The organism is Labedaea rhizosphaerae (assembly GCF_004362825.1).
GTDB lineage: Bacteria > Actinomycetota > Actinomycetes > Mycobacteriales > Pseudonocardiaceae > Labedaea > Labedaea rhizosphaerae.
On sequence record NZ_SNXZ01000004.1, the window covers coordinates 129,194 to 152,856 of the forward strand.

General features: G+C 70.0%; 27 protein-coding genes. 13 read left to right on the top strand and 14 right to left on the bottom strand.

The annotated features are described in order from the left end of the window. Positions 1–274: 274 nt before the first annotated feature. From EV186_RS23320 to EV186_RS23345, 6 genes are all read left to right on the top strand, one after another. On the top strand, positions 275–1,459 hold the full coding sequence (locus EV186_RS23320) for a PucR family transcriptional regulator (RefSeq protein WP_133851539.1): 1,185 nt from the start codon (positions 275–277) through the stop codon (positions 1,457–1,459). Between the two features lie 139 nt (positions 1,460–1,598). After that, positions 1,599–2,540, top strand: coding sequence for an ACP S-malonyltransferase (locus EV186_RS23325; protein WP_133851540.1), 942 nt, complete (start codon positions 1,599–1,601; stop codon positions 2,538–2,540). Next, a complete protein-coding gene (locus EV186_RS23330; RefSeq protein WP_133851541.1) occupies positions 2,537–3,514 on the top strand; it encodes a beta-ketoacyl-ACP synthase III in 978 nt (325 codons plus the stop codon). Before EV186_RS23325 ends, EV186_RS23330 begins: the two co-directional genes overlap by 4 nt. 43 nt (positions 3,515–3,557) lie before the next feature. Beyond that, the gene (locus EV186_RS23335; RefSeq protein ID WP_133851542.1) at positions 3,558–3,803 is read left to right on the top strand and encodes an acyl carrier protein; all 246 of its coding nucleotides are present in this window, start codon (positions 3,558–3,560) and stop codon (positions 3,801–3,803) included. Between the two features lie 76 nt (positions 3,804–3,879). Next, complete coding sequence (locus tag EV186_RS23340) at positions 3,880–5,127, top strand: beta-ketoacyl-[acyl-carrier-protein] synthase family protein (RefSeq protein WP_133851543.1); 1,248 nt, start codon at positions 3,880–3,882, stop codon at positions 5,125–5,127. A gap of 115 nt (positions 5,128–5,242) precedes the next feature. Continuing rightward, on the top strand, positions 5,243–5,605 hold the full coding sequence (locus tag EV186_RS23345) for a hypothetical protein (RefSeq protein ID WP_133851544.1): 363 nt from the start codon (positions 5,243–5,245) through the stop codon (positions 5,603–5,605). Positions 5,606–5,609: 4 nt separating this feature from the next. Here EV186_RS23345 and EV186_RS23350 read toward each other — a convergent pair whose 3' ends face one another. Both EV186_RS23350 and EV186_RS23355 read right to left on the bottom strand, forming a co-directional pair. Beyond that, positions 5,610–6,155, bottom strand: a complete 546-nt coding sequence (locus EV186_RS23350; protein ID WP_208115789.1) for a hypothetical protein — start codon at positions 6,153–6,155, stop codon at positions 5,610–5,612. 152 nt (positions 6,156–6,307) lie between these two features. Then, on the bottom strand, positions 6,308–6,811 hold the full coding sequence (locus EV186_RS23355) for a DUF3145 domain-containing protein (protein WP_243754223.1): 504 nt from the start codon (positions 6,809–6,811) through the stop codon (positions 6,308–6,310). A 224-nt stretch (positions 6,812–7,035) separates the two neighbouring features. Here EV186_RS23355 and EV186_RS23360 point away from each other — a divergent pair, with 224 nt between their 5' ends. Further along, a complete protein-coding gene (locus EV186_RS23360; protein WP_133851547.1) occupies positions 7,036–8,373 on the top strand; it encodes a P-loop NTPase family protein in 1,338 nt (445 codons plus the stop codon). A 22-nt stretch (positions 8,374–8,395) separates the two neighbouring features. Here EV186_RS23360 and EV186_RS23365 read toward each other — a convergent pair whose 3' ends face one another. Next, a complete protein-coding gene (locus EV186_RS23365) occupies positions 8,396–9,784 on the bottom strand; it encodes a dihydrolipoyl dehydrogenase family protein (protein WP_166659337.1) in 1,389 nt (462 codons plus the stop codon). A gap of 107 nt (positions 9,785–9,891) precedes the next feature. On the opposite strand from EV186_RS23365, the gene EV186_RS23370 reads away from it, so the two are divergent. Together EV186_RS23370 and EV186_RS23375 are read left to right on the top strand one after the other, a co-directional pair. After that, positions 9,892–10,383, top strand: coding sequence for a MarR family winged helix-turn-helix transcriptional regulator (locus tag EV186_RS23370; protein ID WP_133851549.1), 492 nt, complete (start codon positions 9,892–9,894; stop codon positions 10,381–10,383). A gap of 154 nt (positions 10,384–10,537) precedes the next feature. Beyond that, the gene (locus EV186_RS23375; protein ID WP_133851550.1) at positions 10,538–10,867 is read left to right on the top strand and encodes a histone-like nucleoid-structuring protein Lsr2; all 330 of its coding nucleotides are present in this window, start codon (positions 10,538–10,540) and stop codon (positions 10,865–10,867) included. An 11-nt stretch (positions 10,868–10,878) separates the two neighbouring features. On the opposite strand, the gene EV186_RS23380 is transcribed toward EV186_RS23375, so the two are convergent. The 5 genes from EV186_RS23380 to EV186_RS23400 form a co-directional block, all read right to left on the bottom strand. Continuing rightward, on the bottom strand, positions 10,879–11,664 hold the full coding sequence (locus EV186_RS23380) for an oxygenase MpaB family protein (RefSeq protein WP_243754224.1): 786 nt from the start codon (positions 11,662–11,664) through the stop codon (positions 10,879–10,881). A gap of 277 nt (positions 11,665–11,941) precedes the next feature. After that, on the bottom strand, positions 11,942–13,330 hold the full coding sequence (locus tag EV186_RS23385) for an NAD(P)(+) transhydrogenase (Re/Si-specific) subunit beta (RefSeq protein WP_279538324.1): 1,389 nt from the start codon (positions 13,328–13,330) through the stop codon (positions 11,942–11,944). A 5-nt stretch (positions 13,331–13,335) separates the two neighbouring features. Then, entirely contained in the window at positions 13,336–13,665 is a 330-nt protein-coding gene (locus EV186_RS23390; protein ID WP_133851551.1) for an NAD(P) transhydrogenase subunit alpha part 2, read from the bottom strand. Continuing rightward, positions 13,666–14,769 carry an NAD(P) transhydrogenase subunit alpha gene (locus EV186_RS23395; protein ID WP_133851552.1) on the bottom strand — a complete coding sequence of 368 codons (1,104 nt, stop codon included), beginning with the start codon at positions 14,767–14,769 and terminating at the stop codon, positions 13,666–13,668. Positions 14,770–14,802: 33 nt separating this feature from the next. Further along, positions 14,803–15,372 carry a TetR family transcriptional regulator gene (locus EV186_RS23400; protein ID WP_341815363.1) on the bottom strand — a complete coding sequence of 190 codons (570 nt, stop codon included), beginning with the start codon at positions 15,370–15,372 and terminating at the stop codon, positions 14,803–14,805. A gap of 135 nt (positions 15,373–15,507) precedes the next feature. Here EV186_RS23400 and EV186_RS23405 point away from each other — a divergent pair, with 135 nt between their 5' ends. The 3 genes from EV186_RS23405 to EV186_RS23415 are packed head-to-tail and all read left to right on the top strand — an operon-like array spanning position 15,508 to position 17,913. After that, positions 15,508–16,563, top strand: coding sequence for a ferredoxin reductase (locus EV186_RS23405; protein WP_243754225.1), 1,056 nt, complete (start codon positions 15,508–15,510; stop codon positions 16,561–16,563). An 11-nt stretch (positions 16,564–16,574) separates the two neighbouring features. After that, complete coding sequence (locus tag EV186_RS23410; protein ID WP_133851554.1) at positions 16,575–17,687, top strand: fatty acid desaturase family protein; 1,113 nt, start codon at positions 16,575–16,577, stop codon at positions 17,685–17,687. 10 nt (positions 17,688–17,697) lie between these two features. Beyond that, complete coding sequence (locus EV186_RS23415) at positions 17,698–17,913, top strand: hypothetical protein (protein WP_133851555.1); 216 nt, start codon at positions 17,698–17,700, stop codon at positions 17,911–17,913. A gap of 75 nt (positions 17,914–17,988) precedes the next feature. Here EV186_RS23415 and EV186_RS23420 read toward each other — a convergent pair whose 3' ends face one another. The 5 genes from EV186_RS23420 to EV186_RS23440 all read right to left on the bottom strand — a co-directional run bounded on the left by EV186_RS23420 (position 17,989) and on the right by EV186_RS23440 (position 21,510). Continuing rightward, positions 17,989–18,258 carry a hypothetical protein gene (locus tag EV186_RS23420; protein WP_133851556.1) on the bottom strand — a complete coding sequence of 90 codons (270 nt, stop codon included), beginning with the start codon at positions 18,256–18,258 and terminating at the stop codon, positions 17,989–17,991. Between the two features lie 283 nt (positions 18,259–18,541). Next, on the bottom strand, positions 18,542–19,150 hold the full coding sequence (locus EV186_RS23425) for a response regulator transcription factor (RefSeq protein ID WP_133851557.1): 609 nt from the start codon (positions 19,148–19,150) through the stop codon (positions 18,542–18,544). Next, a complete protein-coding gene (locus EV186_RS23430) occupies positions 19,147–20,211 on the bottom strand; it encodes a sensor histidine kinase (protein WP_133851558.1) in 1,065 nt (354 codons plus the stop codon). The genes EV186_RS23425 and EV186_RS23430 overlap by 4 nt, the downstream gene beginning before the upstream one ends. Positions 20,212–20,221: 10 nt before the next feature. Then, positions 20,222–20,599: a hypothetical protein gene (locus EV186_RS23435; RefSeq protein ID WP_243754226.1), complete on the bottom strand. Its 378-nt coding sequence runs from the start codon at positions 20,597–20,599 to the stop codon at positions 20,222–20,224. 77 nt (positions 20,600–20,676) lie between these two features. Further along, positions 20,677–21,510 (bottom strand): EamA family transporter, encoded by an 834-nt coding sequence (locus EV186_RS23440; protein ID WP_243754227.1) that lies wholly within the window; start codon positions 21,508–21,510, stop codon positions 20,677–20,679. 194 nt (positions 21,511–21,704) lie between these two features. Here EV186_RS23440 and EV186_RS23445 point away from each other — a divergent pair, with 194 nt between their 5' ends. Beyond that, positions 21,705–22,811, top strand: coding sequence for a DNA glycosylase AlkZ-like family protein (locus tag EV186_RS23445; RefSeq protein ID WP_133851560.1), 1,107 nt, complete (start codon positions 21,705–21,707; stop codon positions 22,809–22,811). Here EV186_RS23445 and EV186_RS23450 read toward each other — a convergent pair. Then, complete coding sequence (locus tag EV186_RS23450; RefSeq protein WP_133851561.1) at positions 22,804–23,643, bottom strand: hypothetical protein; 840 nt, start codon at positions 23,641–23,643, stop codon at positions 22,804–22,806. The genes EV186_RS23445 and EV186_RS23450 overlap by 8 nt on opposite strands. Positions 23,644–23,663: the final 20 nt, after the last annotated feature.

The following is a 23,663-nucleotide window of genomic DNA, read 5'->3' on the forward strand; positions in this document are numbered from 1 at the left end:
TGTGCCGTCAGGCCCACCCCCATCACGAGTTGGAACTCAGCAGGCCAAGCCGGCAACGGGGCCAGACCGCCCCCTCAACCTCGTCCGGGCGCCCTTCAGTGCGCTGAGGACAGGGTCAAGGGTGGGCGAAGCCCATCGCGAAGCGACGCCGCAGGCGCCCTTGAGGCCTGTCTCAGCGCATTGAACAATCGTGCCCAGAGGTTGCGGGCCACGTGCGCCCAACCGATCGCGGCTCCCGCGCCCGAAGATCCGACCGCGTGGAATTCTGGGCGCCATGACGGACTCACCCGCGCTGTCCGAGGCCACCCTCGACGCGCTGGACCGCGCCTCCGGCCGGCTCGCGTCGGCGTCGCTGGCCGCCATGGAGGAGCAGTTCCCCTGGTTCCAGCGGATGCCCGCCGACCAACGGGCGAGCGTGCTGCTGATCGCCCAGGGCGGGGTCGCCGGGTTCGCCGCCTGGATGCGTGACCGCTCCGAGGCCCTGCGGCTGACCACCGACGCGTTCCGCACCGCTCCGCGCGAGCTCTCCCGCTGGATCAGCCTGCGCCAGACCGTGGAACTCGTGCGCGCGGCGCTCTCGGTCTTCGAGCAGGAGGTGCCCCCGCTCGCCGCCGACGACGCCGAGCGGGCCGTGCTGACCGAGGCGGTCCTGCGCTACGGCAAGGAAGTCGCGTTTACCTCGGCCATGTCGTACGCGTCGGCCGCGGAGACCCGGGGCGCGTGGGACGCCCGGCTGGAGGCGCTCGTCGTCGACGGCATCGTGCGCGGCGACGCCGAGGAGGCGCTGCTCTCCCGCGCGGCCGCGCTCGGGTGGGACCCCGGCGCCGAGGCGACCGTGCTCGTCGGCAACCCGCCGTCGGACGACCAGCCGACCGTGGTCTACGAGGTGCGCAGCCGCGCCGCGCGGGCCAGCCGGGCGGCGTTGCTGAGCGTGCAGGGCTCCCGGCTCGTGGTGGTGCTCGCCGGCGCGACCGAGACGCCCGACGACGCCGAGGTCCTGCGCCGGATGGCCGACGCGTTCGGCGCGGGCCCGGTCGTCGCGGGCCCGACCGTGGCGAGCCTCGCGGAGGCGCACCGCAGCAGCGCGGAGGCGTTGTCCGGCCTGCGTGCGGTGGTCGGCTGGCCGGCCGCGCCACGCCCGGTGCGCTCGGCCGACCTGCTGCCCGAGCGCGCGCTGGCCGGCGACCCGGAGGCGGAGTGGCAGCTCGTCGACGGCATCGCCCGGCCACTGGAGGAGGCGGGGGGCGCGGTGCTCGAGACCGTGCAGACCTACCTGGAGTCCGGCGGCGTGCTGGAGAACTGCGCGCGGCTACTGTTCGTCCACCCGAACACCGTTCGGTACCGGCTGCGCAAGGCCACGGAGCTGACCGGCCGCAACCCGATCGACCCCCGCGACGCCCTGGTCCTGCGGATCGCGCTCTGCGTCGGCCGGCTCGCCAGGGCAAGAGGCCTATGGTGAAGATCAGACGCACAGGGGTCGTAACCCACACAACATTTTCGGTGTGATCAGGGTCATTCGCCAGTAACCTTTGGAGGGTTCCTACAAATCCGTGGCGCCGACTTGGTGAGCCACAGCATCACTGCGAGGGGTCGTCACCGTGTTCAGTGGAGGTGTGATCGCGCTACTCGCCCCTGGTCAAGGTTCCCAGGCCCCCGGCATGTTCACCCCGTGGCTCGAGCTCGACGGCGCTCGTGAGCGCGTCGCCGAGTGGTCCGAGGCCGCGGGGCTCGACCTGCTGCGGCTGGGCACCACGGCCGAGGCCGAGGAGATCCAGGACACCGCGGTCACCCAGCCGTTGATCGTCGCGTTGTCGCTGCTCGCGTTCGACCACCTGCGCGCACAGACCGACGTCCCCGCGGACGTGGTGTTCGCCGGGCACTCGGTCGGCGAGCTGGCCGCCGCGGCCGCGGCCGGGGTGTTCTCCCCCGTCGACGCGATGACCCTCGCGGGTCTGCGCGGCCGCGAGATGGCCGCCGCGTGCTCGCTCGCGCCGACCGGCATGGCCGCGGTCATGAAGGGCGACCCGGACGAGGTGCTCGCGTGGCTGGACAAGCACGATCTGGTGCCCGCCAACCGCAACGGCGCCGGCCAGACCGTCGCGGCCGGCCTGCTGTCCGATTTGGACGCCGCGATCGCCGAACCGCCGGCCGGCGTGAAGGTGATCCGGTTGAAGGTCGCGGGCGCGTTCCACACCAAGTACATGGAGCCCGCGCAGGAAGCCTTGCGCGCCAAGGCCACCGGCATCGAGGTGCGCGATCCGGCGCACCGCCTGCTCTCCAACGCCGACGGCCAGGTCGTGACCTCGGGCAAGGAGATGCTGGACCGGCTGGTGGCGCAGGTCGTCCTGCCGGTGCGCTGGGACCTGTGCATGGACACCTTGCGTGAGCTGGGCGCGACCACGCTCGCCGAGCTGCCCCCCGCGGGCGCGCTGGTCGGCCTCGCCCGCCGTGAGCTGAAGGGCGCCACGATCGTCGGCATGAAGACACCCGAGCAGGTCGCCGAGGTGGCCGAGCTGATCAAGTCGGAGGCAATCGCATGACCCGCACCATCCGGCAGGCAAGTGGACCGGCGGCCACCGCGATCCTGGGCGTCGGCAGCTACCAGCCCGACCGCGTGGTCACCAACGACGAGCTGTCCACCCGCATGGACACCAACGACGAGTGGATCCGCACCCGGGTCGGCATCGTCGAGCGCCGGTTCGCCCCGCCGGAGCTCTCGCTGCCCGACATGGCGGTGGCCGCGGGTGAGAAGGCGCTGGCCGACGCCGGCCTGCAGCCCGCCGACGTCGACACCGTGATCGTCGCCAACTGCACCATGCCGACCCAGATCCCGAACGCGGCCGCGCAGGTGGCCGACCGGATCGGCGTCAAGGCGGCCGGTGCCTTCGACCTCAACGCCGCCTGCGCCGGGTTCTGCTACGGCCTGGCCACCGCGTCCGACCTGGTCAAGTCCGGGTCCGCGGGCAAGGTGCTGGTCATCGGCGCGGAGAAGCTGACCGACTCGATCGACCACACCGACCGGGCCAACGCGATCATCTTCGCCGACGGCTCCGGCGCCGCGGTCGTCGGCCCGGCCGACGAGCCGGGCATCGGCCCGGTGGCGTGGGGCAGCGCGGGCGACCTCGTGCACACGATCGGCATGCGCGACGACAAGTACATCTACCAAGAGGGCCAGGCGGTTTTCCGTTGGGCCACAACGCAGATCGCCCCCATCGCGATGCGCGCGCTGGAGGTGGCGGGGATCGAGCCGTCCGATGTGGACGTGCTGATCCCGCACCAGGCGAACCTGCGCATCGTCGAGGCGATCGCCAAGAAGCTGCGTGCCGCGGGTGCGCGCGACGACATGGAAGTCGCCGACGACATCATGTACTCCGGCAACACCTCGTCGGCCTCCATCCCGATGGCGCTGGACCACATGCGCCAAGCGGGGCGGGTGCACCGCGGCGACGTGATGCTGATGGTTGGATTCGGCGCGGGTCTGTCCTATGCGGGACAGGTCGCTGTCTGCCCCTGATTTTCAAGCGCCCGCCCGGGCGACAAGACGAAAGGAAAGGTTCATGGCGAACGAGGAGATCCTCAAGGGCTTGGCGGAGATCGTCGAGGAGGTCGCGGGTGTCGCGGCCGACGAGGTGACCGCTGACAAGTCCTTCGTCGACGACCTGGACATCGACTCGCTGTCGATGGTGGAGATCGCGGTGCAGGCCGAGGACCGCTTCGGCGTCAAGATCCCCGACGACGAGCTGGCCAACCTCAAGACCGTCGGCGACGCCGTCGACTACGTCGCGAAGTCGATGAACAAGTAGTTCGGTTCACAAGGTTTTTCCTGGCCGGCGCCGAGCACAGCGGCGCCGCCAACCCGACCGCCCTCAAGGGGGAGGCATGACGAACGTCGAGGTCGTGATCACCGGGATCGGCGCAACCACGCCGCTCGGTGGCGATGTGCAGTCCACGTGGGATGGGCTGCTCGAGGGCCGCAGCGGTGTGTCGAAGATCCGCGGCGACTGGCCCGAGAAGTTCGACCTGCCGGTGCGGATCGCGGCGCAGCTCGCCGTCGACCCGACCGAGGTGTTGCCCCGCGTGCAGGCGCGGCGCATGGACCGCTGCGAGCAGATCGCGGTCATCGCGGCCCGCCAGGCGTGGGCCGACGCCGGGTTCGACATGCCCACCGACGAGGCGCAGCCGGTCGACCCGGACCGGCTCGGCGTGGCGATCGGCACGGGCATCGGCGGGCCGGTCACCCTGCTCGACCAGGACGACCTGCTGGAAACCCAGGGACTGCGCAAGGTCTCGCCGCTCACCGTGCCGATGCTGATGCCCAACGGGCCGGCCGCGATGGTCAGCCTCGAACTGCGGGCGCGAGCGGGTGTGCACTCGCCCGCGTCGGCGTGCGCGTCGGGGGCGGAGGGCATCGCGCAGGGCTGGCGGATGATCCAGTACGGCGAGGCCGACGTGGTCGTGGTCGGCGGCGCCGAGGCGTGCATCCACCCGATCACCGTGGCCGGGTTCGCCCAGTCGCGGACGCTCTCGACCCGCAACAACGACCCGGAGGCGGCGTCGCGGCCCTTCGACACCGCGCGCGACGGGTTCGTGCTCGGTGAGGGCGCGGGCGTGCTGGTGATCGAGCGCGCGGACCACGCGGCGGCGCGCGGGGCGCGGGTCTACGGCAAGGTGGCGGGCATCGGCATCACCTCCGACGCCTACCACATCACCGGCAACCACCCCGAGGGCATCGGCCAGATCGGCGCCATCCAGAAGGCGCTGCGCTCGGCTGGGCTGACCGCGGCGGACGTGCAGCACGTCAACGCGCACGCGACGTCCACTGTGGTCGGTGACGTGGGCGAGGCGGCAGCTGTGCGCAAGGCGCTGGGCGAGGACGTGGTGCTGACCGCGCCGAAGGCCTCGCTGGGTCACCTCGTCGGCGGTGCGGGCGCGGTGGAAAGCATCATGACCGTGCTCTCGATCTACCACGGCTTGGTACCGCACACCCGCAACCTCGAGGAGCTGGACCCGAAGGTGCAGCTGGACGTGGTGACCGGTGAGCCGCGCAAGATGGAGATCACCGCGGCCATCAACGACTCGTTCGGGTTCGGCGGGCACAACGTCGCCCTGGCCTTCACGGGTCCGTGAGCCGAGCGGCAAGTCGCGTCTCGACCATTCGTTCGGGACGCGACTTGCCCCTGGGCCAACTCCTAGCCTCGAACACGTGACCGACCCGAACACCCTCGAACCGAGGCTCGTCAAGATGGAACGCGACATCGCCAGCGCGAACGAGAACGCCGAACAGGCGCGCGCGCAAGCCGCAGCGGCACGAGCTTTGGCGTCTGGTGCCGACCATGATGTCGCCGACGTCCGACAACAGCTACGTGCCCACACCCAAACGCTGAACGCCCTGCGGCAGACCCAGCTCGACCACTACCGGGAGTTCACCGACTTCCGGACCGAGACCCAGGCGAACTTCGCCAAGATCAACGAGAACTTCGCGAAGGTCAACGAGAACTTCGCCACGGTCAACGCGAATTTCACCAAGATCGAGTCGACGCTGGCCGCCTTCGCGGTGGGGCAGATGCACATCACGCGGCTCATCGAAGGCCTCGCCGGCAAGTAGCGCCTCAGCACTCCTCGTGCTGGGGCGAGGTTCCCGTGGGGCCGCCGTCGACGCGCCAGGTCCCCTCTTCCACCGTCAGCGCGAACACGACGTGCCAGCGGATGCACGCCACCGGCAGCTCCGGCGGGGCGTCGCGCACGTCCTGGGTGCTGACGAAGCTCAGCAGCACGCGCGCCGTCCCCGGCTGACCTAGCTCGATCCGGTAGATCACGATGCTGCCGTCGCGGGAGGACTGGTACGACTTCAGCCAGTCCGATTCCGGTTGCTGCTCGGCTCGCTCGCGGGTGACGGCCGACCGCCAGTGGTCGTAGTTCTTCGCGTTGATCGCGTCGAAGAAGACCTGCAGCAACGCCCGCGTCTGGTCGTACAGCGGGTGCCCGGTCGCGTCCGGGGTGCCCACCACGGTCTTCGAACCCGGCCGCGCGGCCGGCGGTATCGACGTGGTCGACGGCAGCACGGTCGTTTCCTGCGGCGGCTCCTCGGGTTCCTGGTAGCGGTCCCGGGCGATCAACGCGCCGACCGCGGTCAGCGCGAGCACCACGACCAGCACAGGGATCAACCAGAGCTGCTTGCCTCGGGTCGCCGATGCCACACGCGACAGCCTCTCATCCGACCCTGTTTCTCAGCCCACCCGGTTCTCAGCCCACCCAGGTCTTAGCCCACCCAGGTCTTAGCCCACCCAGGTCTTAGCCCACCCAGGTCTTAGCCCACCCGGTGCAGCCAGGTGACCGGCGCGCCGTCGCCCGCCCGGCGGTACGGCTCTAGCGCGTCGTCCCACGAGGCGCCGAGCAGCTCGTCGACCGCGTGCGCGAACGACTCGCCGCCCCTGCTCTTGGTCGCGATGGCCCGCAGCTGGTCCTCGCCGACCACGATGTCGCCGCTCGCGCCGGTGCGGGCGCGCCACAGCCCGAGACCGGGGGCGAAGCAGTAGCGTTCGCCGTCGGTGCCCTCGCTGGGGTCCTCGGTCACCTCGAACCGGATCATGGGCCAGGCTTTGAGCGCGCTCACGAGCTTCGCGCCCGTGCCGGCCTCACCGGTCCACGAGCACTCCGAACGGAGCTGACCGGGGGCCGCGGGTTGTGCGGTCCACGTCAGCTCTGCGCGCACCCCAAGGGTGCCCGAAATCGCCCACTCGACGTGCGGACACACCGCAGACGGCGACGAGTGGACGTACACCACGCCATGGGTGCTGCCACTGCTGCTCACTGCTGACCTCCGCTGCTCGACGAGGGAACGTCTTCCCCTACGCCCTCTCGATGCGGCGGTCCACCGGTGTGCCGTGTGACGACCCGGGCCCATTGTGCCCCGTCATCGTCCACTTCTGCCACAGGAACCACACTTGTCAGCACAACTCCCCCGCCACGGGGTAGGGGTCCAGGCGATACCGTGTGCGTCCGGCAGGCTGACGGGGTGGGTCGGGGAGGTGTGTCGTGCGACTGCTGCGGATCGGTGACGAGCCGTCCCGGATCGGGGCCGATGTCTCGGCCGCCTTGACCTCGTGGGGCCGCGGCGACGGCGTGGTCGGCGGGTTCGCCCTGGTCGGGGCGCAGCCGCCGGGCTGCCCGGGGCCGGTGGACGCGGTGGTGGTGCTGCCCCGCGGCGTCCTGGTGGTCGCGGGCGTCGACCTGCCGGATCCCGCCATGCGCCTCGACGCCCCGCTGGCCGGCGCGTGGAAGACCGACGGCTGGCCGTTGGTGCGCCCCGGCGACGACGCCGCCACCAATCCCGCGGCCGAGGCCATCGAGGCGTCCACGGCGATCGCGAACCTGTTGCAGTCCAACCGCGCCGAGCCCGTGCCGGTCGGCACCGTGGTCGCGGTCGGGCCGTACGTGGAGAAGGTCGAGCAGCCGACGGCCGACCTGGTGCGCGGTGTGCGCATCCTGCACCCCGAGCCGATGACCCTGCTGACCGCGACGCGCGAACTGGCTGTGAGGGAGCGGCCGTGCACGGTCCGCGAGGCCCACGTCATCCTGGCCGCCCTCGCCCCCGACCTGCGCCTGCCGATGGACGAGGAGCTGACGGCCGAGGGCTTCCCCACCGCCTCGGACATGGCGAGCGCCAGCACGACGCTCATCCCGCGTTTCCGCGACGCGGACAAGCCGAAGCGCCCAGCCAAGCCCAAGTCCGGCGGCGGCATCCGCTGGCTCCCGATCGCCGCGGTCGCCTTGATCGGCGTGTTGCTGCTGACCGGCATCATCGTGGCCGTCGCGTCCGCCGGCGGTGACCCGGCGCCGACGCCGGCGCCCACCAGGGCTGGGGCGAAGACCAGTGCACCGACCAGTGCACCCGCGAAACCCGCCCGGACCGACGCGAACGCCATGCCGGGCCTGTCCGACGGCGACTTCGTCGCGAAGGACACCACCCAGGACGCGGACTGCGCCGCCGACACGACCGGCGACATGCAGGCCTGGCTGCAGCAGCACGGGTGCGACCGCCTGTTGCGGGCCCGCTACGTGGTGGCGGTCAACGGCAAGCAAGCCGCGGTGTTACTCGCGGTGCTCAGCTTCCCGGACAACGCCACGGCGGCGAGCTTCAAGGTCGTCGCGGACACGCCGGGAAGCGGCACCGTCCTCGACCCGGCCGCGCAGGGCAAGCCGTGGCCGCAGGCCCTGAAGCCCAGCTTCGACTCGGCGGGCTACGGGAGCCAGGCCAACGGCACCTCGGTCGTGATCGCCCAGACGACCTGGGTGAAGACTCCGCCCAAGCCGGACGACGAGGCGCTGGACGCCTTGGCGCGGCGCGCGGCCCAGCTCCCGCCCCCGCAATGACACGGACCGCGACCGCCGCGCCTCACAACCCGTAGGACTCCAGCAGCCGCAGCCACACCTCGCTGATCGTCGGGAACGACGGAACCGCGTGCCACAGCCGGTCCACCGGCACCTCGCCCGCCACCGCGATCGTCGCCGAGTGCAGCAGGTCCGCCACGTCCTGACCGACGAACGTCACCCCGACCAGCACCCGCCGGTCCTCGTCCACCACCAGGCGCGCCTTGCCGCGATAGCCGTCCGCGTGCAGGTATGACCCCGCCGTCTCGATGTCCACGTCGACGACCTTGGTGTTCAGCCCCGCCGACGCCGCCTGCTCGGCGGTCCGCCCCACGAACCCGACCTCCGGGTCGGTGAACACCACCTGCGGCACCGCGTAGTGATCGGCGGTCGACTGGTGCCTGCTCCACGGCGAGAGGTCCACCGACTCACCCCGCGCCCGCGCCGCCACCACGTCCCCGGTGATCCGCGCCGCGTACTTGCCCTGGTGGGTCAGCGGCGCCCGCCCGGTCACGTCGCCCGCCGCGTACAACCACGGCACGCCCTCGACCTGCCCGGAGTCGTCCACCGCCAAAGTCGAGCCCGGCGACAGGCCGGCCACCTCGAGCCCGATGTCGTCGGTGTTCGGCCGGCGCCCGGTCGCCACCAGCAGCCGCTCCCCCGAGAGCACCGACCCGTCGGACAGGGTCAAGGAAACCCCGTCGTCGGTGCCCGCGGCCGCGACCGCCGAAGCGTCGCGGTGCACGGTGATCCCGTCCTCGGCGAACGCGGCCAGCAACAACTCACCCACGAACGGCTCGAACCGCGGCAACGGCCGCGACCCGGACAACACCAAGTCGATCCGCGCGCCGAGGCGCGACCAGGCCTGCGCCATCTCCACGCCGACGACCCCGCCGCCGAGCACGACCATGCTCGAGGGCACCTGCTTGGCGTTGGTCGCCTCGCGCGAACCCCAGTAGGGCACCTGGTCGAGCCCGTCGATGCGCGGCGCCCGCGGGACGCTGCCGGTGCACACGATCACCGCGTGGTTGGCTGTGACCACCGTGTCGGGTTCGCCGACGCGGCTGATGGTCACCTCGCGCTCGCCGGTCAGCCGGGCGTGACCGCGGGCGACCTCGATGCCCGCGCCCTTGGCCCAGTCGACCTGGCTGGTGTCGTCGAGGTTGTGGATGAACTCGTCGCGGCGGGCGAGCACCGGCCCGGGGTCGAGCCGCTCGCCCACGGGCACGCCCGGCAACCGGCGTGCCGCCGCGAGCGCGTGGCCCGGGCGCAGCAAGGCCTTGCTGGGGATGCACGCCCAGAAGCTGCATTCACCGCCGAACAGCTCCCGGTCGACCAGCAGGGTCCGCAGGCCGCCGCGCACCGCGCGGTCGGCCGCGTTCTCCCCGACCGGTCCGGCCCCGATGACGATCACGTCCACTTGTTCATTCACCCGCCCACCGCAGCAGATCCGCGGGCGCGCGGCAACCGGCGAACTCGGCGGGTACCTCCAACGATGGCCAGGCGCTAGCATCTGGCGATATGAACGCATCAAGCCCGGATGGGGTATTTGTCCTGCCCGAGCCGTTGCTGGAATTCCCCAGCTTCCTGGTGTTCCAGGTGGCTCGGGAAGCCCGCAAGCTCGCCTCGGCATTGCACCCCGACGGGTTGCGTGCACCGCACGTGGCCGTCCTGGCCTGCCTCCAGGAGTTCGGCCCGTCGTCGCAGAAGGAGATCAGCGAGCGGCTGCGCATCGACGCGTCCGACCTGGTCACGCTGCTGGACGAACTCGAGGCGCAGGGACTGGCCAGCCGCACCCGCGACCTGCGTGACCGGCGGCGCTACGTCGTGCGGATCACCCAGGACGGCGAGCAAACGCTGCGCAGCCGGTTGGAGCTCACACGCAAGATCAACGATCTTTTACTCGCCCCGCTCGATCGGGAAGAGCGCCAGGAGCTGCTGCGACTGCTGCTCAAGGTCTATGCGCACCACGACCCCGACCGGGTGCCCGCGCGGATCGCCGCCGTGAAATAGTGACGGACAGTCACCGCAATTAGTAAATATTTAAGGTCCATTGCGGCTAATCCGGTGAACTGATCGCGCGCCGGTGTCTGACGTCTGTCATTCATTCGCTATTCTCCTGTTGCAAAGGGCGACATGCGCGTGAATACGGATGCCGGAGGAAAACGTGGCACAGAAGACCGTGGTCGAGCTCGTCGACGATCTCGACGGTGGTGAAGCCCACGAAACCGTCGAATTCTCCATTGACGGCGTGGACTTCGTCATCGATCTGTCCAACGAGAACGCCACCTTGCTGCGGGAAAGGCTCGCCGAGTTCGTCGGCCACGCGCGCAAGGTGAGCAGCCGCCGGGGCCGCGGCAAGACCGCCGTGGGCAGTGCCGGCGTGGACACCCAGGCCGTTCGGGAATGGGCACGCAGCCAGGGCGAGAACGTCGCCGAGCGCGGCCGGCTCTCCCGCGACCTCGTCGCCCGGTTCCAGGAGGCGCACGGCCGCTGACCTGCGCGAGGTCAGGCGGGCAGCCGCCGGGGCGAGGGCAGCACGTCCGCGCCGAATTCCCGGACGGCGGCGTCGATGTGCGGTCCGTGGCCACGCCGCGGGATCGCGAGCATGGCCGCGCGCAACGAGCGCAGCATCGACGTGGCAACGGCGGGCGGATAAGCGCTCTTGCCGTAGTGAGCGCGCGCCCAACGGGGCAGAACCGAATAGGCGAGGTGTCCGGCGAGCGGCTGGTACACCGGTAGGCCGAGCCGCCACGGGAGCTTGACCGGCGGGCGGTGCAGGAAGCGGTAGATCGTCATGGCGTCGTCGGTTCGGCGCAGCTGTGGGCGGATCGACCGCAAGTAGGCGCGCAGTTCAGCAAGCGAACCTGGAACATCTTCCAGTTCGAGTCCGACGAGCGCCGCACTGCGGCGTTGTTCGTTCACGTACTGATCGCCATGTGCTTCTGACAACGGGTAACCGCCGCGACGGACAACGCTCAAGAATGAGGCAACTTCGGCACAATGCACCCATAACAGCAGGTCGGGCCGGTCCAGCCGGAATTCGTCGCCGGTGCGCGGGTCCCGGGCCCGCAGGACGGCGTGCACGGAACGCACCTTCGCGGCGATCCGGTGCGCTTGTTCGGTGCTGCCGTAGGTGGTGACTCCGACGAAGTCCGCCGTCCGGAACAACCGGCCGAGCGGATCGCGCTGAAAGTCCGAATTCTGCACGACGCCGGCCACCGCCAGCGGGTGCAAAGCCTGGAAGAACAGGCTGCTGATGCCGGCGATCCACATGGCCGGGTCGGCGTGCAACTGCCACGTCACCGACTCGGGCCCGAACAACCCCTGGTCCATGGCTTCCAGCATCCCCCGCCGGGGCGTGTCCCACACCCAAACCGGGCGTGTCCCACACTCAGAACAGGTGTGTCCCCCACTCAAGCAGGGTGTGTCCCACACTCGAGTGTGGGGCACACCCTGCGCGAACGTGGGACACACCCAGTCGGAACGGGGGACACACCCCGCGCCAACGTGGGACACACCCGGTCGGAACGGGGGACACGCCCGGTTGGAAGGTGGGACACGCCCGGGGTCAGAGGGCTTTGAGTTCCTCGATCACGGTGCCGACCGAGGCCTTCGCGTCGCCGAACAGCATGCTCGTCTTCGGGTCGAAGAACAGCGCGTTGTCCACGCCCGCGAACCCGGACGACATCCCGCGCTTGAGCACGATGATCGACCGGCTCTCGTCCACGTTCAGGATCGGCATCCCGAAGATCGGCGACCCCGGGTCGGTCCGCGCCGCCGGGTTGGTCACGTCGTTCGCCCCGATGACCAGCGTGACGTCGGTCCGGGAGAACTCCCCGTTGATCTCGTCCATCTCCTTGAGCTGGTCGTAGGGCACGTCCGCCTCGGCCAGCAGCACGTTCATGTGCCCGGGCATGCGCCCCGCGACCGGGTGGATGGCGTAGTAGACCGAGATGCCCTTCTCCTCCAGCAGCTCCGCCATCTCCCGCACCGCGTGCTGCGCCTGCGCCACCGCCATGCCGTAGCCCGGCACGACGATCACCTGGCTCGCGTACGCCAGCTGCACCGCCGCGTCGGCCGCCGACGTCGAACGCACGGTCCCGCCCTCGACGGCACCGGCCGACGCGGTCACCGTGCCACCGAACCCGCCGGCCACGATCGCCGGGATGGAGCGGTTCATGGCCTTGGCCATCAGGTTGGTCAGGATCGAACCCGACGCGCCGACGATCATGCCCGCGACGATCAGCGCCGTGTTGTTCAGCGCGATGCCCGTCGCGGCCGCCGACAGACCGGTGAACGCGTTCAGCAGCGAGATCACCACCGGCATGTCCGCGCCACCGATCGGCAGCACGACGGTGAAGCCGAGGACGGCCGCCGCCACCAGCACCAGGATGATCAGGATCTCCGACGAGGAGCCGGCCACGATCGCCACCGAACACCCGACGGCGACCAGCAGCAGCAAGAGGTTCAGCGGCTGCTGCAGCTTCCCGATCGACACCGGCCGCCCGGAGATCAGCTCCTGCAGCTTCGCGAAGGCCACATTGGACCCCCAGAACGACACCGACCCGATGATCGCCGCGAACAGCGACGCGATCGCCACGTAGGCCGGCTCGCCGTCGAAACCGTTGCTGTGCCGGAACTCCACCCACGCGATCAGGGCGACCGCGCCACCGCCGACGCCGTTGAACAGCGCCACCATCTGCGGCATCGCGGTCATCTTCACGTTGCGCGCGGCCGGAACGCCGACCACCGTCCCGATCACGACACCCAGGACGATCAGCCACCAGTTGCCCATCCCGGGCAGCAGCAGCGTCGCGATCACCGCCAGCGCCATGCCGACGGCGGCGATCTTGTTGCCGCGCACCGCCGTGCGCGGCCCGGTCAACCCCATGAGCCCGTAGATGAACAACGCGAACGCGATGATGTACAGGCACTGGATGAACTCGACGTCGTGCACCCAGTTCACCTCTTCACCTCGCCGTCCGAGCCGTCCGTGGCCTGCGAGGAAGCGGCCTTGGGCTTGGGCTTGAACATGCCCAGCATCCGGTCGGTGACGAGGAACCCGCCGACGACGTTGATCGTGCCGAACGCGATCGCGATCACCAGCAGGATCTTGTTCAGCGTGCCCTCGACGCCCAGGCCCAGCACGATCAGCCCGCCGAGCAGGACGATGCCGTGGATGGCGTTGGTGCCGGACATCAGCGGCGTGTGCAAGGTGTTGGGCACCTTCGAGATCACCGCGAAGCCGACGAAACCGGCCAGCACCAGCACCGCCAGGTTCTGTACCAGCATCTAGTTCTCCTCGGGTGTGGCGTACTGGCGCGTCACGCACGCGCCGGCGATCACCTCGTCGTCGAAGTTCAGCGCCAGCGCGCCGTTCTCGTCGAGCATCAGTTCCAGCAGCGACAACACGTTGCGCGCGTACAGCTCGCTCGCGTGCTCCGGCATGGTCGCCGGCAGATTCAGCGGCGCCACAAGGGTCACGTCGTTCACCACGACGACCTCACCGGCCACGCTGTCCTCGGCGTTGCCGCCGGCCTCACCGGCGAGGTCGATCACGACGCTGCCCGCCTTCATGCCGCGCACGGCCTCGGCGGTCACCAGCGTGGGCGCGGTGCGCCCGGGCACGAGGGCGGTGGTGATCACCGCGTCGAAGCCCTTGATCGCCTCGGTCAGCGCCTTCTGCTGCGCGGCCTGCTCCTCGTCGGTCAGCGCACGCGCGTAGCCGCCCTCACCGACCGCCTCGATCCCGAGGTCCAGCCACGTCGCGCCGACCGAACGCACCTGGTCGGCGACCTCGGGCCGCACGTCGTAGCCGGTGGTCCGGGCGCCGAGCCGCTTCGCGGTGGCCAGGGCTTGCAGCCCGGCCACGCCGACGCCGAGCACCAGCACCTTGGCCGGTGCCACGGTCCCGGCCGCGGTGGTGAGCATCGGGAAGAACCGGGTCAGGTGTTGCGCGGCGAGCAACGCCGCCTTGTACCCACCCACGGTTGCCTGGGAGGACAACGCGTCGGCGGCCTGCGCACGCGAGATGCGCGGCACGGCCTCCATCGCGAAACCCTGCACGCCGGCCGCGGCGAGCGCCTTGATCTTCTCGGGCTCGGTGCGCGGGGCGAGGAAGCCGATCAGCACGCTGCCGGAACGCAGCTTGCCGATGCGGTCCTCGTCGGGCGGGGCCACCGTCACGATGACGTCAGCCTGCCAGGGGTCGCCGATCTCGGCCCCCGCGTCGATGTACGCGTCATCGGCGATGAGCGCGCCGGCGCCCGCCCCCGCCTCGACGACGACTCTCAGGCCTTTGCCGACGATGCGCTCGACCACTTTGGGCACGAGCGCGACCCGTCGTTCACCGGCCGCTGTCTCCGCGGGCACTCCCACCGTTGTGTGCTGCGTCACGGGGGAACTTGTACCATTCCACACCGACCAAGGTCACGGTGTGCTACGCCACTGGGACATTCCGAGCGCGATAATCCGCAGTTGACGGCGTGCTGAATCGATGACCTCGAGTTCGTCTTCAGCGTGATTCCGGTCAACCTCCAGCAGCGCTAGAACGATCGACAGCATCGCGGCGACCATCAGATCGGCGCCCATCCGCAAGTCGTCGGCGCTCCACTGGGCCATCCCCGGGAACCGCCCGAGGTCGGTCGCGAGCTCGCTGGCGAAGAGCCGCAATTCGGTGGCGATCGCGCGGCGCACGTCGGGCGTGCCGCCGTAGCGCTCACGGGTGAGGAAGCGGAAATGCGACTCGTTGGCGCGCACCTGCTCGACGAGCGTCTGCACGGAGCTTTCGATGGCGTCGGTGGACGGCCGGCGCCGGGCGTCGCGGATCATCCGGCGCAACGTGCGCATGGCCTCCTCGACCAGGGCGACGCCGAGGTCGTCCATCGACTCGAAGTGCCGGTAGAACGCGGTCGGCACGATCCCGGCTTCGCGGGCGACCTCACGCAGGCTCAGGCTGGCCAGGCTCCGGTCGGCGAGCAGCCGCAGCGAGCCGTCCAACAGGGCCTGGCGTGTGCGTTGCTTGCGTTCCTGACGACTCACCGACTCCACAGTCACTTTGTACTCCACATCACGTTGACAGCCACCCACCGGTCTCAGTGTACGCTTGTGCACTGAAACGGGAGGAGGTGCGAAGTGCTTTCTTTGCTGGAAGCCCTGGCCACGCCGCACGGCGTGGACCGCTATCTCGAGCTGGTGCACCCCATGCTGACCGTGCGTGCCGTGCGTGCTCAGGTGACGGCCGTACACCGGCAGACGCCGGACACGGTCACCCTGGCCCTGCGCCCGACGCGCACCTGGAAGGGCTTCGACGCGGGCCAGTACCTGCGGGTGAGCGTGCTGATCGACGGCGTGCTGCGCAGCCGGTGCTACTCCCCCGCGAACGCCGCGACCAAGGGCGACCACATCGAGTTGACCGTCAAGGCCCATCCCGACGGCCTCGTCTCCGGTTACCTGCACGCCAACGCGAAGCCGGGCCTGGTCGTGGACATCAGCCAGGCCGACGGCACCTTCCGGCTGCCGGCCGCGCGACCCGACCGGTTGCTGCTGATCAGCGGCGGCAGCGGGATCACACCCGTCATGTCCATGCTCCGCACGCTGTGCGCCGAGGGCCACACCGGCGACGTGACGTTCCTGCACTACGCGTACACCGAGAACGACGTCCCCTACCTGCGAGAGCTGCGCGCGCTGGCCGACGAGCACGAGAACGTCCACTTGGTACTCGCCTACACCGAGGCCACCGACGGCGATCTCAAGGGCCTGTTCAGTCACGAACACCTGGCGCAGGCCGAACCCCGTTACAAGGAAGCGCAGACCTACCTGTGCGGGCCCGGCGGGCTCATGCGCGGTGTCCGCGAGCTGTACGACGAGCTGGGGCTCGGTGAACGACTGCACACCGAGGAGTTCGCCCCCGCCCCGGTCGCGGCGGACGAGGAGGCCACCGGCGTCGTCACCTTCGCCCGCAGCGACACCGCCGGGGACAACGACGGAACGACGTTGCTGGAACAGGCCGAGGCCGCGGGCATCAACGCCGAGCACGGCTGCCGCATGGGGATCTGCTTCTCCTGCACGCAGGTCAAGCGGCACGGCCGGGTCCGCAACGTGCTCTCCGGGGACGTGTCGACCGAGGAGGACGAGGAGATCCAGCTCTGCGTCAACGTCCCGGTCGGCGACGTCACCATCGAGCTGTAGAGGAGGATTCCATGGCACACCAAGCAAAGCTGACGCCCGAGCAGTTCGAGGAACTCGGCAAGGAACTCGACGCGCTGCGCAAGCGGGTCATCGACGACCTCGGCGAGGAAGACCGCAAGTACATCTACGACGTCGTCAAGTGGCAGCGCGGCTTCGAGGTCGCGGGCCGCGGCCTGATGTACGCGGGCTTCTTCCCGCCCGCGTGGCTGGCCGGGGTCGCCGCGCTCTCGCTGTCGAAGATCCTCGACAACATGGAGATCGGGCACAACGTCATGCACGGCCAGTACGACTGGATGCGTGACCCGCACCTGAACTCCCGGATGTTCGAGTGGGACACGGTGGCGCCCGCGGAGAACTGGAAGCACTCGCACAACTACATCCACCACACGTTCACCAACATCCTCGGCAAGGACCGCGACATCGGTTACGGCGTCCTGCGGATGGACCCCGAGCAGAAGTGGAACCCGTACTACCTCGGCAATCCGGTGTACGCGTTCCTGCTCATGGTGTTCTTCCAGTGGGGCGTGATGCTGCACGACCTGGAGGCCGACCGGTTGCTGTCCGGCGAGCGCAAGTGGTCGGAGACCAAGGGCGTGCGCGGGCGGATGTGGCACAAGGGTCTCAAGCAGACGCTCAAGGACTACGTGCTGTTCCCGGCGCTGTCCGGTCCGATGTTCTTCTCGACCCTCGCCGGGAACGTCACGGCGAACTTCGTCCGCAACGTGTGGGCGTTCGCGATCATCTTCTGCGGGCACTTCCCCACCGGGGTGGAGAGCTTCACCGAGGAGGAGACCGAGAACGAGACCCGCGGGCAGTGGTACTACCGGCAGATGCTGGGCTCGGCGAACATCACCGGCAGCCCGCTGTTCCACATCCTGAGCGGGAACCTGTCGCACCAGATCGAGCACCACCTGTTCCCGGACCTGCCCGCGCGGCGCTACCCGCAGATCGCACCCGAGATCCGGGCCATCTGCGAGAAGTACGGGCTGCCGTACAACACCGGCGGGCTGACCAAGCAGCTGACGTCGGTGGCCAAGAAGATCTTCAAGCTGGCCCTGCCCGGCAAGAAGCAGCCGTCGACGCCGCCCAGCGGTACGGTCGAAGTGTTGCGACCCGCTGCCTAGGAGACACACCATGGTCGACGCCGCCGAAAGCGCCAAGGACACCGTGCAGGTGCTGACCGAGTCGGCCGCCGTGCACATCGGCCGGATCGCCACGATCATCACCGGGGCGGTGCGGGAGATCGCCAGGGAAGCCGGTGACTGGGCCACCGAGGTCTTCGAGATGCGCGAGGCCGCCAAGAAGGCCCAGGCCGACGACCCCACCATCATCGACGGCGAACTGGACTGACCACCCTGAATGTCCCATTCGAGGCACCCAGTGCCCCGAATGGGACATTCAGGGCTTTGCAACGGAAGCAGGGCTTCAGCCCAGGCCGCCGCGCCACTCCCGCTCACGGGACCACAGCCGCTCCCGTCCCAACGGCGTGAGTTCGACGCGTTCGGACACGCCGGTGGTGTAGCGGCGGGCCACGATCATCAGGTGGCCGTCGGCGAGCAGGCGGTGGAAGTGCGGCAGCAGCCACGGTTTCAGCGGCCGGCCGTCGTCGTAGATGACGTGGCCCACCTCGTGCCGCCACATCTTGTTGTCGCGTGCCTTGCGCAGCACGAGCAGCTCGCCTGCCGCGTCGGACACCGTGACCCGCAAAGGAACCCCCCGTTTTCGCCGTCAACAGGTGCGGCCCGCGCGACCCTCCGGGGTGATGGGAAGGCACGGTCGCGCGGGCCGCGGGTGGGACGGGTGTCCACGGGCCCGTCCCGGTGGCCGATCGGCGGCCGGAAAGGGCAACAAAACTTCCGCCGATCGCCTACCTGAACTAGAGCCCTTGTTGGCCGAGCAATGCCAACGGCGGCCGTACCTACGTTCGAGTGAAGATCGGCTTGGCGGAAAATCCTTTGTACGACAAGGGTCAACGCGGCTACAGCCAGCCCCGCTCGTCGGCCACCCGCACCGCTTCCATCCGGTTGCGCGTCGCGGTTTTGGCGATCGCGTTCGACAGGTAGTTCCGCACGGTCCCCTCGGACAAGTACAACTTCCCCGCGATCTCAGCCACCGTCGACCCGTCGCGCGCGACGATCAGCACGTCGCGCTCCCGCGCGGTCAACGGCGACTCCCCCACCGTCAACGTCGCCACCGCCAGCGCCGGGTCGACGACCTTCTCCCCCTGCACCACCCGCCGGATCGCATCCGCCAGCACCTCGGCGCGGGCGTCCTTCACGACGAACCCGGCCGCGCCCGCGTCCATCGCGCGCCGCAGGTACCCCGCGCGCCCGAACGTCGTCAGGATCACGACCTTGCACGACGGCGCCTGCGCGGTCACCACGGCCGCGGCGGCGAGCCCGTCCAGGCCGGGCATCTCGATGTCCAGCAACGCGACGTCCGGCTCGTGCTCGAGCACGGCCGCCACCACCTCGTCACCGCGGCCGACCTGGGCCACGACTTCGAAATCGGCTTGCAGGGCAAGCAAAGCGCACAACGCCTGGCGCACCAGGTCCTGGTCGTCGGCGACCAGCAGCTTGATCGTCACAGCACCACCCGCAGTCGCCAGCCGCGCGGCTCGGCCGGTCCGGCTTCGACCGTGCCGCCCGCGGCGGTCACCCGTTCACGCAGCCCGGCGAGACCGTTGCCGTCGCTCCCGACACCGCCGATCCCGCCGATCCCATCGTCGCGTATCTCCACTTCGGACGGTGTGATGGTCACGGTGCAGCGGGTGGCACGCGCGTGCCGGGCGACGTTGGTCAACCCCTCGCGCACCGCCCACCCGAAGAGCTCCTGGCGGCCGGCGTCCACGACGTCGACCGCGGTGGGCAGGTCGGCGGTGACCCCGCTGGCCCGCAACAGTTCCCGGCCCCGGGCGAGCTCCCCGGCCAGGGTCACCTCGCGGTAGCCGGACACGGCGGCCCGCACGTCGGTCAGCGCCTGGCGGGCGAGGCGCTCCACGTCGCTGATCTCCCCCAGCGCCTGGGACGACTCCTTCTCCGCGATGTGCCTTGCGAGGTCGCTCTTGATGGTGATCGCGGTGAGCGAGTGGCCGAGCAGGTCGTGCAGGTCGCGGGCGATGCGGTTGCGTTCGGCGTCGGAGGCCAGGCGGGCGACCTCGGCGCGGGCCTCGACCAGCGCCCGGTTGGCCCGGATCGCCTCGGCGAACACGTAGACCACCAGCACGGTGAAGATCAGCGCCACGGTCTGCGCCCAGGCCGGGTCCTCGCCCCACAGCAGCGGCGCGAGGATGCCCACGAGCGCGCCGGCGGCCACGGCGATCGGCGCCCACTCGTCCAGCGCGGGTGCGGTCACCGCGAGCACGACCGTGAGCAGGTAGATCGCGTTGCCGTGCACCACCGGCAACGCGACGACGAACAACGCGAGGAGCACTCCGACCGCCGGCCAGAACCCGACCGGGTTCAACCGGACCGCCATCACCACGGCCAAGCCGTACACCACGCAGAACGCGCCGACGAGCAGGAGACCGGGCAGCGCCCGGCCGTCCTGCACGGCGTTCACCCCGACGATGGCCGGGTAGACCAACAGCCCCGCGTCCAGGACGAACCGCCGCCAGCCGTACACCCACCGCTGCGGATCGTCCTGCATGCCCGGCACGCTACTTGGCCGCGAACGCGGCGCGCACGCCGCTGCTGTTGATGTCGATCACGACGCCGAGCAGCAACAACCCGCAGACGGCCTGCTCCAGTCGCAGCCACACGGGGAACGCGCCGGGCAGCGCGACGATCACGACGATGGCCACGAGCATGATCGCCGAGACCAGCCGCAGGCGCAGGTAGCCGCGGCGTGAGCCCTTCGCGGCCTGCCTGGTGAACAGGAGGGTGAGCAGGGAGCTGAGCACGACGATCGTCGCCCGCACCCACACGGCGTCGGTCACGAGGTCGGGGTGGTTGCGCAGCACCACGATGGCGCCCAGCGTCAGCACGCTGAGCACGACGTAGGCCACTACCAGCATCTTCGCGGTTCGAAAGGTCATGCTCATCAGAATCGCGAGCGGCGGGCCGCGCCAGTAGTGAGGTCACTCATCGGTGGGCGATGACAAATGTCAGGCGGTCACACGGTGAGTGCCACGATCCCCGCAACGACGACGGCCGCCGCGATCGCCCGTTTGTGCCCGAGCTTCTCGCCGAGGAACAGCGCCCCGATGAACGCGCCGAAGACGATGCTCGCCTCCCGCAACGCGGCCACGGGTGCGAGTGCTCCGCTGGTCTGCGCCCACAACACCAACCCGTAGGCGCCCAACGCCACCATTCCGCCGAGCAGGCCCGCGCCGGCGTGCACGCGCAGCCGCGCCACCGTGCGCCCCTTGCTCTGCGCCAGGACGACCAACGGCATGACGGGCCCCTGCGACAGGAAGAGCCAGCCGATGTAGGCCAGCAGCGGCCCGTGCGTCACGCCGAGCGCGTCGACCACGGTGTACGACGCGATCATCACGCCGGTCACCGCGGCCGCGCCCAGGGCGGGGAGCTGCTTGCGACCGGGCTTGCCGCCGACGAACACCAGCCCCATCAGCCCGGCCGAGATCAGCACCACGCCCGCCAGTTGCACGGCGGGCAGGTGCTTGCCGAGGGCGACGATCGACACGACGCCGACGATCAGCGGCCCGATGCCGCGCGCGAGCGGGTAGACCTGGCTGAACTCGCCGAGCTGGTAGCTGAGCAACAGGAACAACGCGTAGACGATGTGCAGGCCGGCGGAGATCAGCACGTAGGGCCAGGCCGCGCCCGGGCTACCGGCGAAGCTCACGATCGCGCCACCCACGACGAGATCGGAGATCCCCATCAGCGCGAAGCCGGCCACGCGGTCGGCGATGTTGTGGGCGATCGCGTTCCAGGTGGCGTGCATCAATGCGGCAGCCAGGACGACGGCGACGACGGACGGACTCACTTCGGGCTCCTGTTCGCGGGCAGGCCGGATGGAGCCCTCAGGGCTTTTGTCCCGTCAGGTGTGGGGCGCTCGCGCGCCCTGGTGTCGCTCGGTCCGGTCCCCGCGGCCCTGGTTGTGGGTCGTCGGGCGGGTCGCGGGCGGAACCCTAGACACAACCACGTGCTGGTTGCGACCCTACCCCGTAATCTCGGCCCATGAGGCCGCACGAGCTCTCGCGCCAGGACGCCCGGCGCATCGCGGTGTGCGCGCAGCTGCTGGTCAAGCCCCGTCCGACCGCGCTGCTCGAGGTCGTCGACGGCCTGACGATGCTGCAGGTCGACCAGACCTCAGCGGTCGCGCCGAGCGCCGACCTCGTGGTGTGGAGCAGGCTCGGTTCGGCCTACGACCGGGCGGAGCTGACCACGGCGCTGGCCGACCGGTCGCTGATCGAGTTGCGGTCGATGATCCGGCCCAGCAAGGACCTCGCCCTCTACCGCGCGGACATGGCGGAGTGGCCGGGCACCGGGACGGTCTCCGGGTGGCTGCTCGCGGAGGCGCGCTGGCTCGAGGCCAACGACGGCTGCCGCCGCGACATCCTGGCCCGGCTCGACGAGGCGGGTCCGCTCTCGGCGCGCGAACTCCCGGACACGTGCGTGAAGCCGTGGAAGTCGAGCGGCTGGAACAACAACCGCAACGTCACGCTCATGCTGGAGCTGATGGAGAAGACCGGTGACGTGGCGGTGGCCGGTCGCGACCGGTCGGGTCGCCTGTGGGACCTGGCCGAACGCGTCTACCCGCCCGGCCCGACGGTGCCTGCGCCCGAGGCGCGGCAGCTGCGCGGCGAACGCCGGTTGCGTGCGCTGGGCATCGCCCGAGCCCGTGGCCAGGAGTGCCCCGTCGAGCCGTGGGACGTGGGCGACGTCGGTGAGCCGGCGGTGATCGAGGGCGTGCGAGGCGAGTGGCGGGTGGACCCGGTGGCGCTGGAACTGGGGCTGGGCCGGCGGTTCACTGGACGCGCGGCCATCCTGTCCCCTTTGGACCGTCTGGTGCACGACCGCAAGCGCATGGTGGACATCTTCGAGTTCGACTACCAGCTGGAGATGTTCAAGCCCGCGGCCAAACGGCGGTGGGGCTACTACGCGTTGCCGATCCTGTACGGCGACTGCCTGGTCGGCAAGGTCGATGCGCGGGCCGACCGCAAGGCCGGTGTGCTGGTCGTCAACGCCATCCACGAGGACGAACCGTTCACCAAGGCGATGAGCGCCGCGGTGGACCGGGAGCTGGCGGACCTCGCGCGCTGGCTGGAACTCGAGCTCAACTGAGCTCGCGCAGCAGCGCGTCCAGCTCGGCGGCCGCCTCCACCCCGTTCGCTCCGGTGACCGGATCGAGCCGCCCCGGCCGCCACCAGTGCACGGCCCGGCTCAGCGGGTGCGACGCGTCGTCGGCGCACTCGGCCGCGATGCGCCCGATTTCTCCGATGGCATAACGGGATTCGACACCACCACGGATCATGTGGAAGATCGTGACGTTGCGGCTCGGCGCGCCGACGAGCACCCCGTACGGCGGCTCGGGCTCCGCGCAGATGAGTTCGGTCAGCCACGGCATGACCAGGACGAGCGACCCGACGTAGTCGGAGCCCTCGAGGACGTTGATGTCGCCCTCCCCCACCGCGACCTGCTCGGGCACCTCGCGGCACAGGTTGGTCAGCCCCGCCTCGCTGAGCCGCTCGAAGCCGTGCCGCTGGACGTGCGCGTCGTTGAGGATCGAGATGGTGTCGGGCCGATCGAACGCCAGCGTCCACACCAGATCCGGCGCGACCGGGAACGTGTAGTCCGGGAAGAACTCCATGTCGCTGGGCATGAGCCGCTGGTAGACGTGGTCGAGGATGTCCTCGGTGGGTCCGTCCAGCTCGGTGGTGTCGCTCGTGACCATCTCGATGGCGCGCCGGAAGTGGTCGTCGACGGCGTCGGCCCAGTCGTCCGGGGGCGTGTCCCGCAGCCGCGCGGACAACGACTCGAAGCCGAGTTCCAGTTCGTGCGGCTCGAGGACCTCGACGTGGTCGTCGTGGACCTGGATCTTCATGCCGATGAACGCCGGGCTGCGCCGGGCGAGGCGTCGCAACCGGTCCTGCTGCTCGCTGGTCAAGAGGTGCACCGCCGAGACGTTACAAGCGA

Coding starts and splice junctions, on each gene's coding strand:
- EV186_RS23330 (WP_133851541.1), top strand. CDS start 2,537: ATGACCCGCACCATCCGGCAGGCAAGTGGACCGGCGGCCACCGCGATC.
- EV186_RS23415 (WP_133851555.1), top strand. CDS start 17,698: ATGGTCGACGCCGCCGAAAGCGCCAAGGACACCGTGCAGGTGCTGACC.
- EV186_RS23370 (WP_133851549.1), top strand. CDS start 9,892: ATGAACGCATCAAGCCCGGATGGGGTATTTGTCCTGCCCGAGCCGTTG.
- EV186_RS23445 (WP_133851560.1), top strand. CDS start 21,705: ATGAGGCCGCACGAGCTCTCGCGCCAGGACGCCCGGCGCATCGCGGTG.
- EV186_RS23345 (WP_133851544.1), top strand. CDS start 5,243: ATGGAACGCGACATCGCCAGCGCGAACGAGAACGCCGAACAGGCGCGC.
- EV186_RS23390 (WP_133851551.1), bottom strand. CDS start 13,665: ATGCTGGTACAGAACCTGGCGGTGCTGGTGCTGGCCGGTTTCGTCGGC.
- EV186_RS23430 (WP_133851558.1), bottom strand. CDS start 20,211: ATGCAGGACGATCCGCAGCGGTGGGTGTACGGCTGGCGGCGGTTCGTC.
- EV186_RS23435 (WP_243754226.1), bottom strand. CDS start 20,599: ATGACCTTTCGAACCGCGAAGATGCTGGTAGTGGCCTACGTCGTGCTC.
- EV186_RS23335 (WP_133851542.1), top strand. CDS start 3,558: ATGGCGAACGAGGAGATCCTCAAGGGCTTGGCGGAGATCGTCGAGGAG.
- EV186_RS23340 (WP_133851543.1), top strand. CDS start 3,880: ATGACGAACGTCGAGGTCGTGATCACCGGGATCGGCGCAACCACGCCG.
- EV186_RS23320 (WP_133851539.1), top strand. CDS start 275: ATGACGGACTCACCCGCGCTGTCCGAGGCCACCCTCGACGCGCTGGAC.
- EV186_RS23410 (WP_133851554.1), top strand. CDS start 16,575: ATGGCACACCAAGCAAAGCTGACGCCCGAGCAGTTCGAGGAACTCGGC.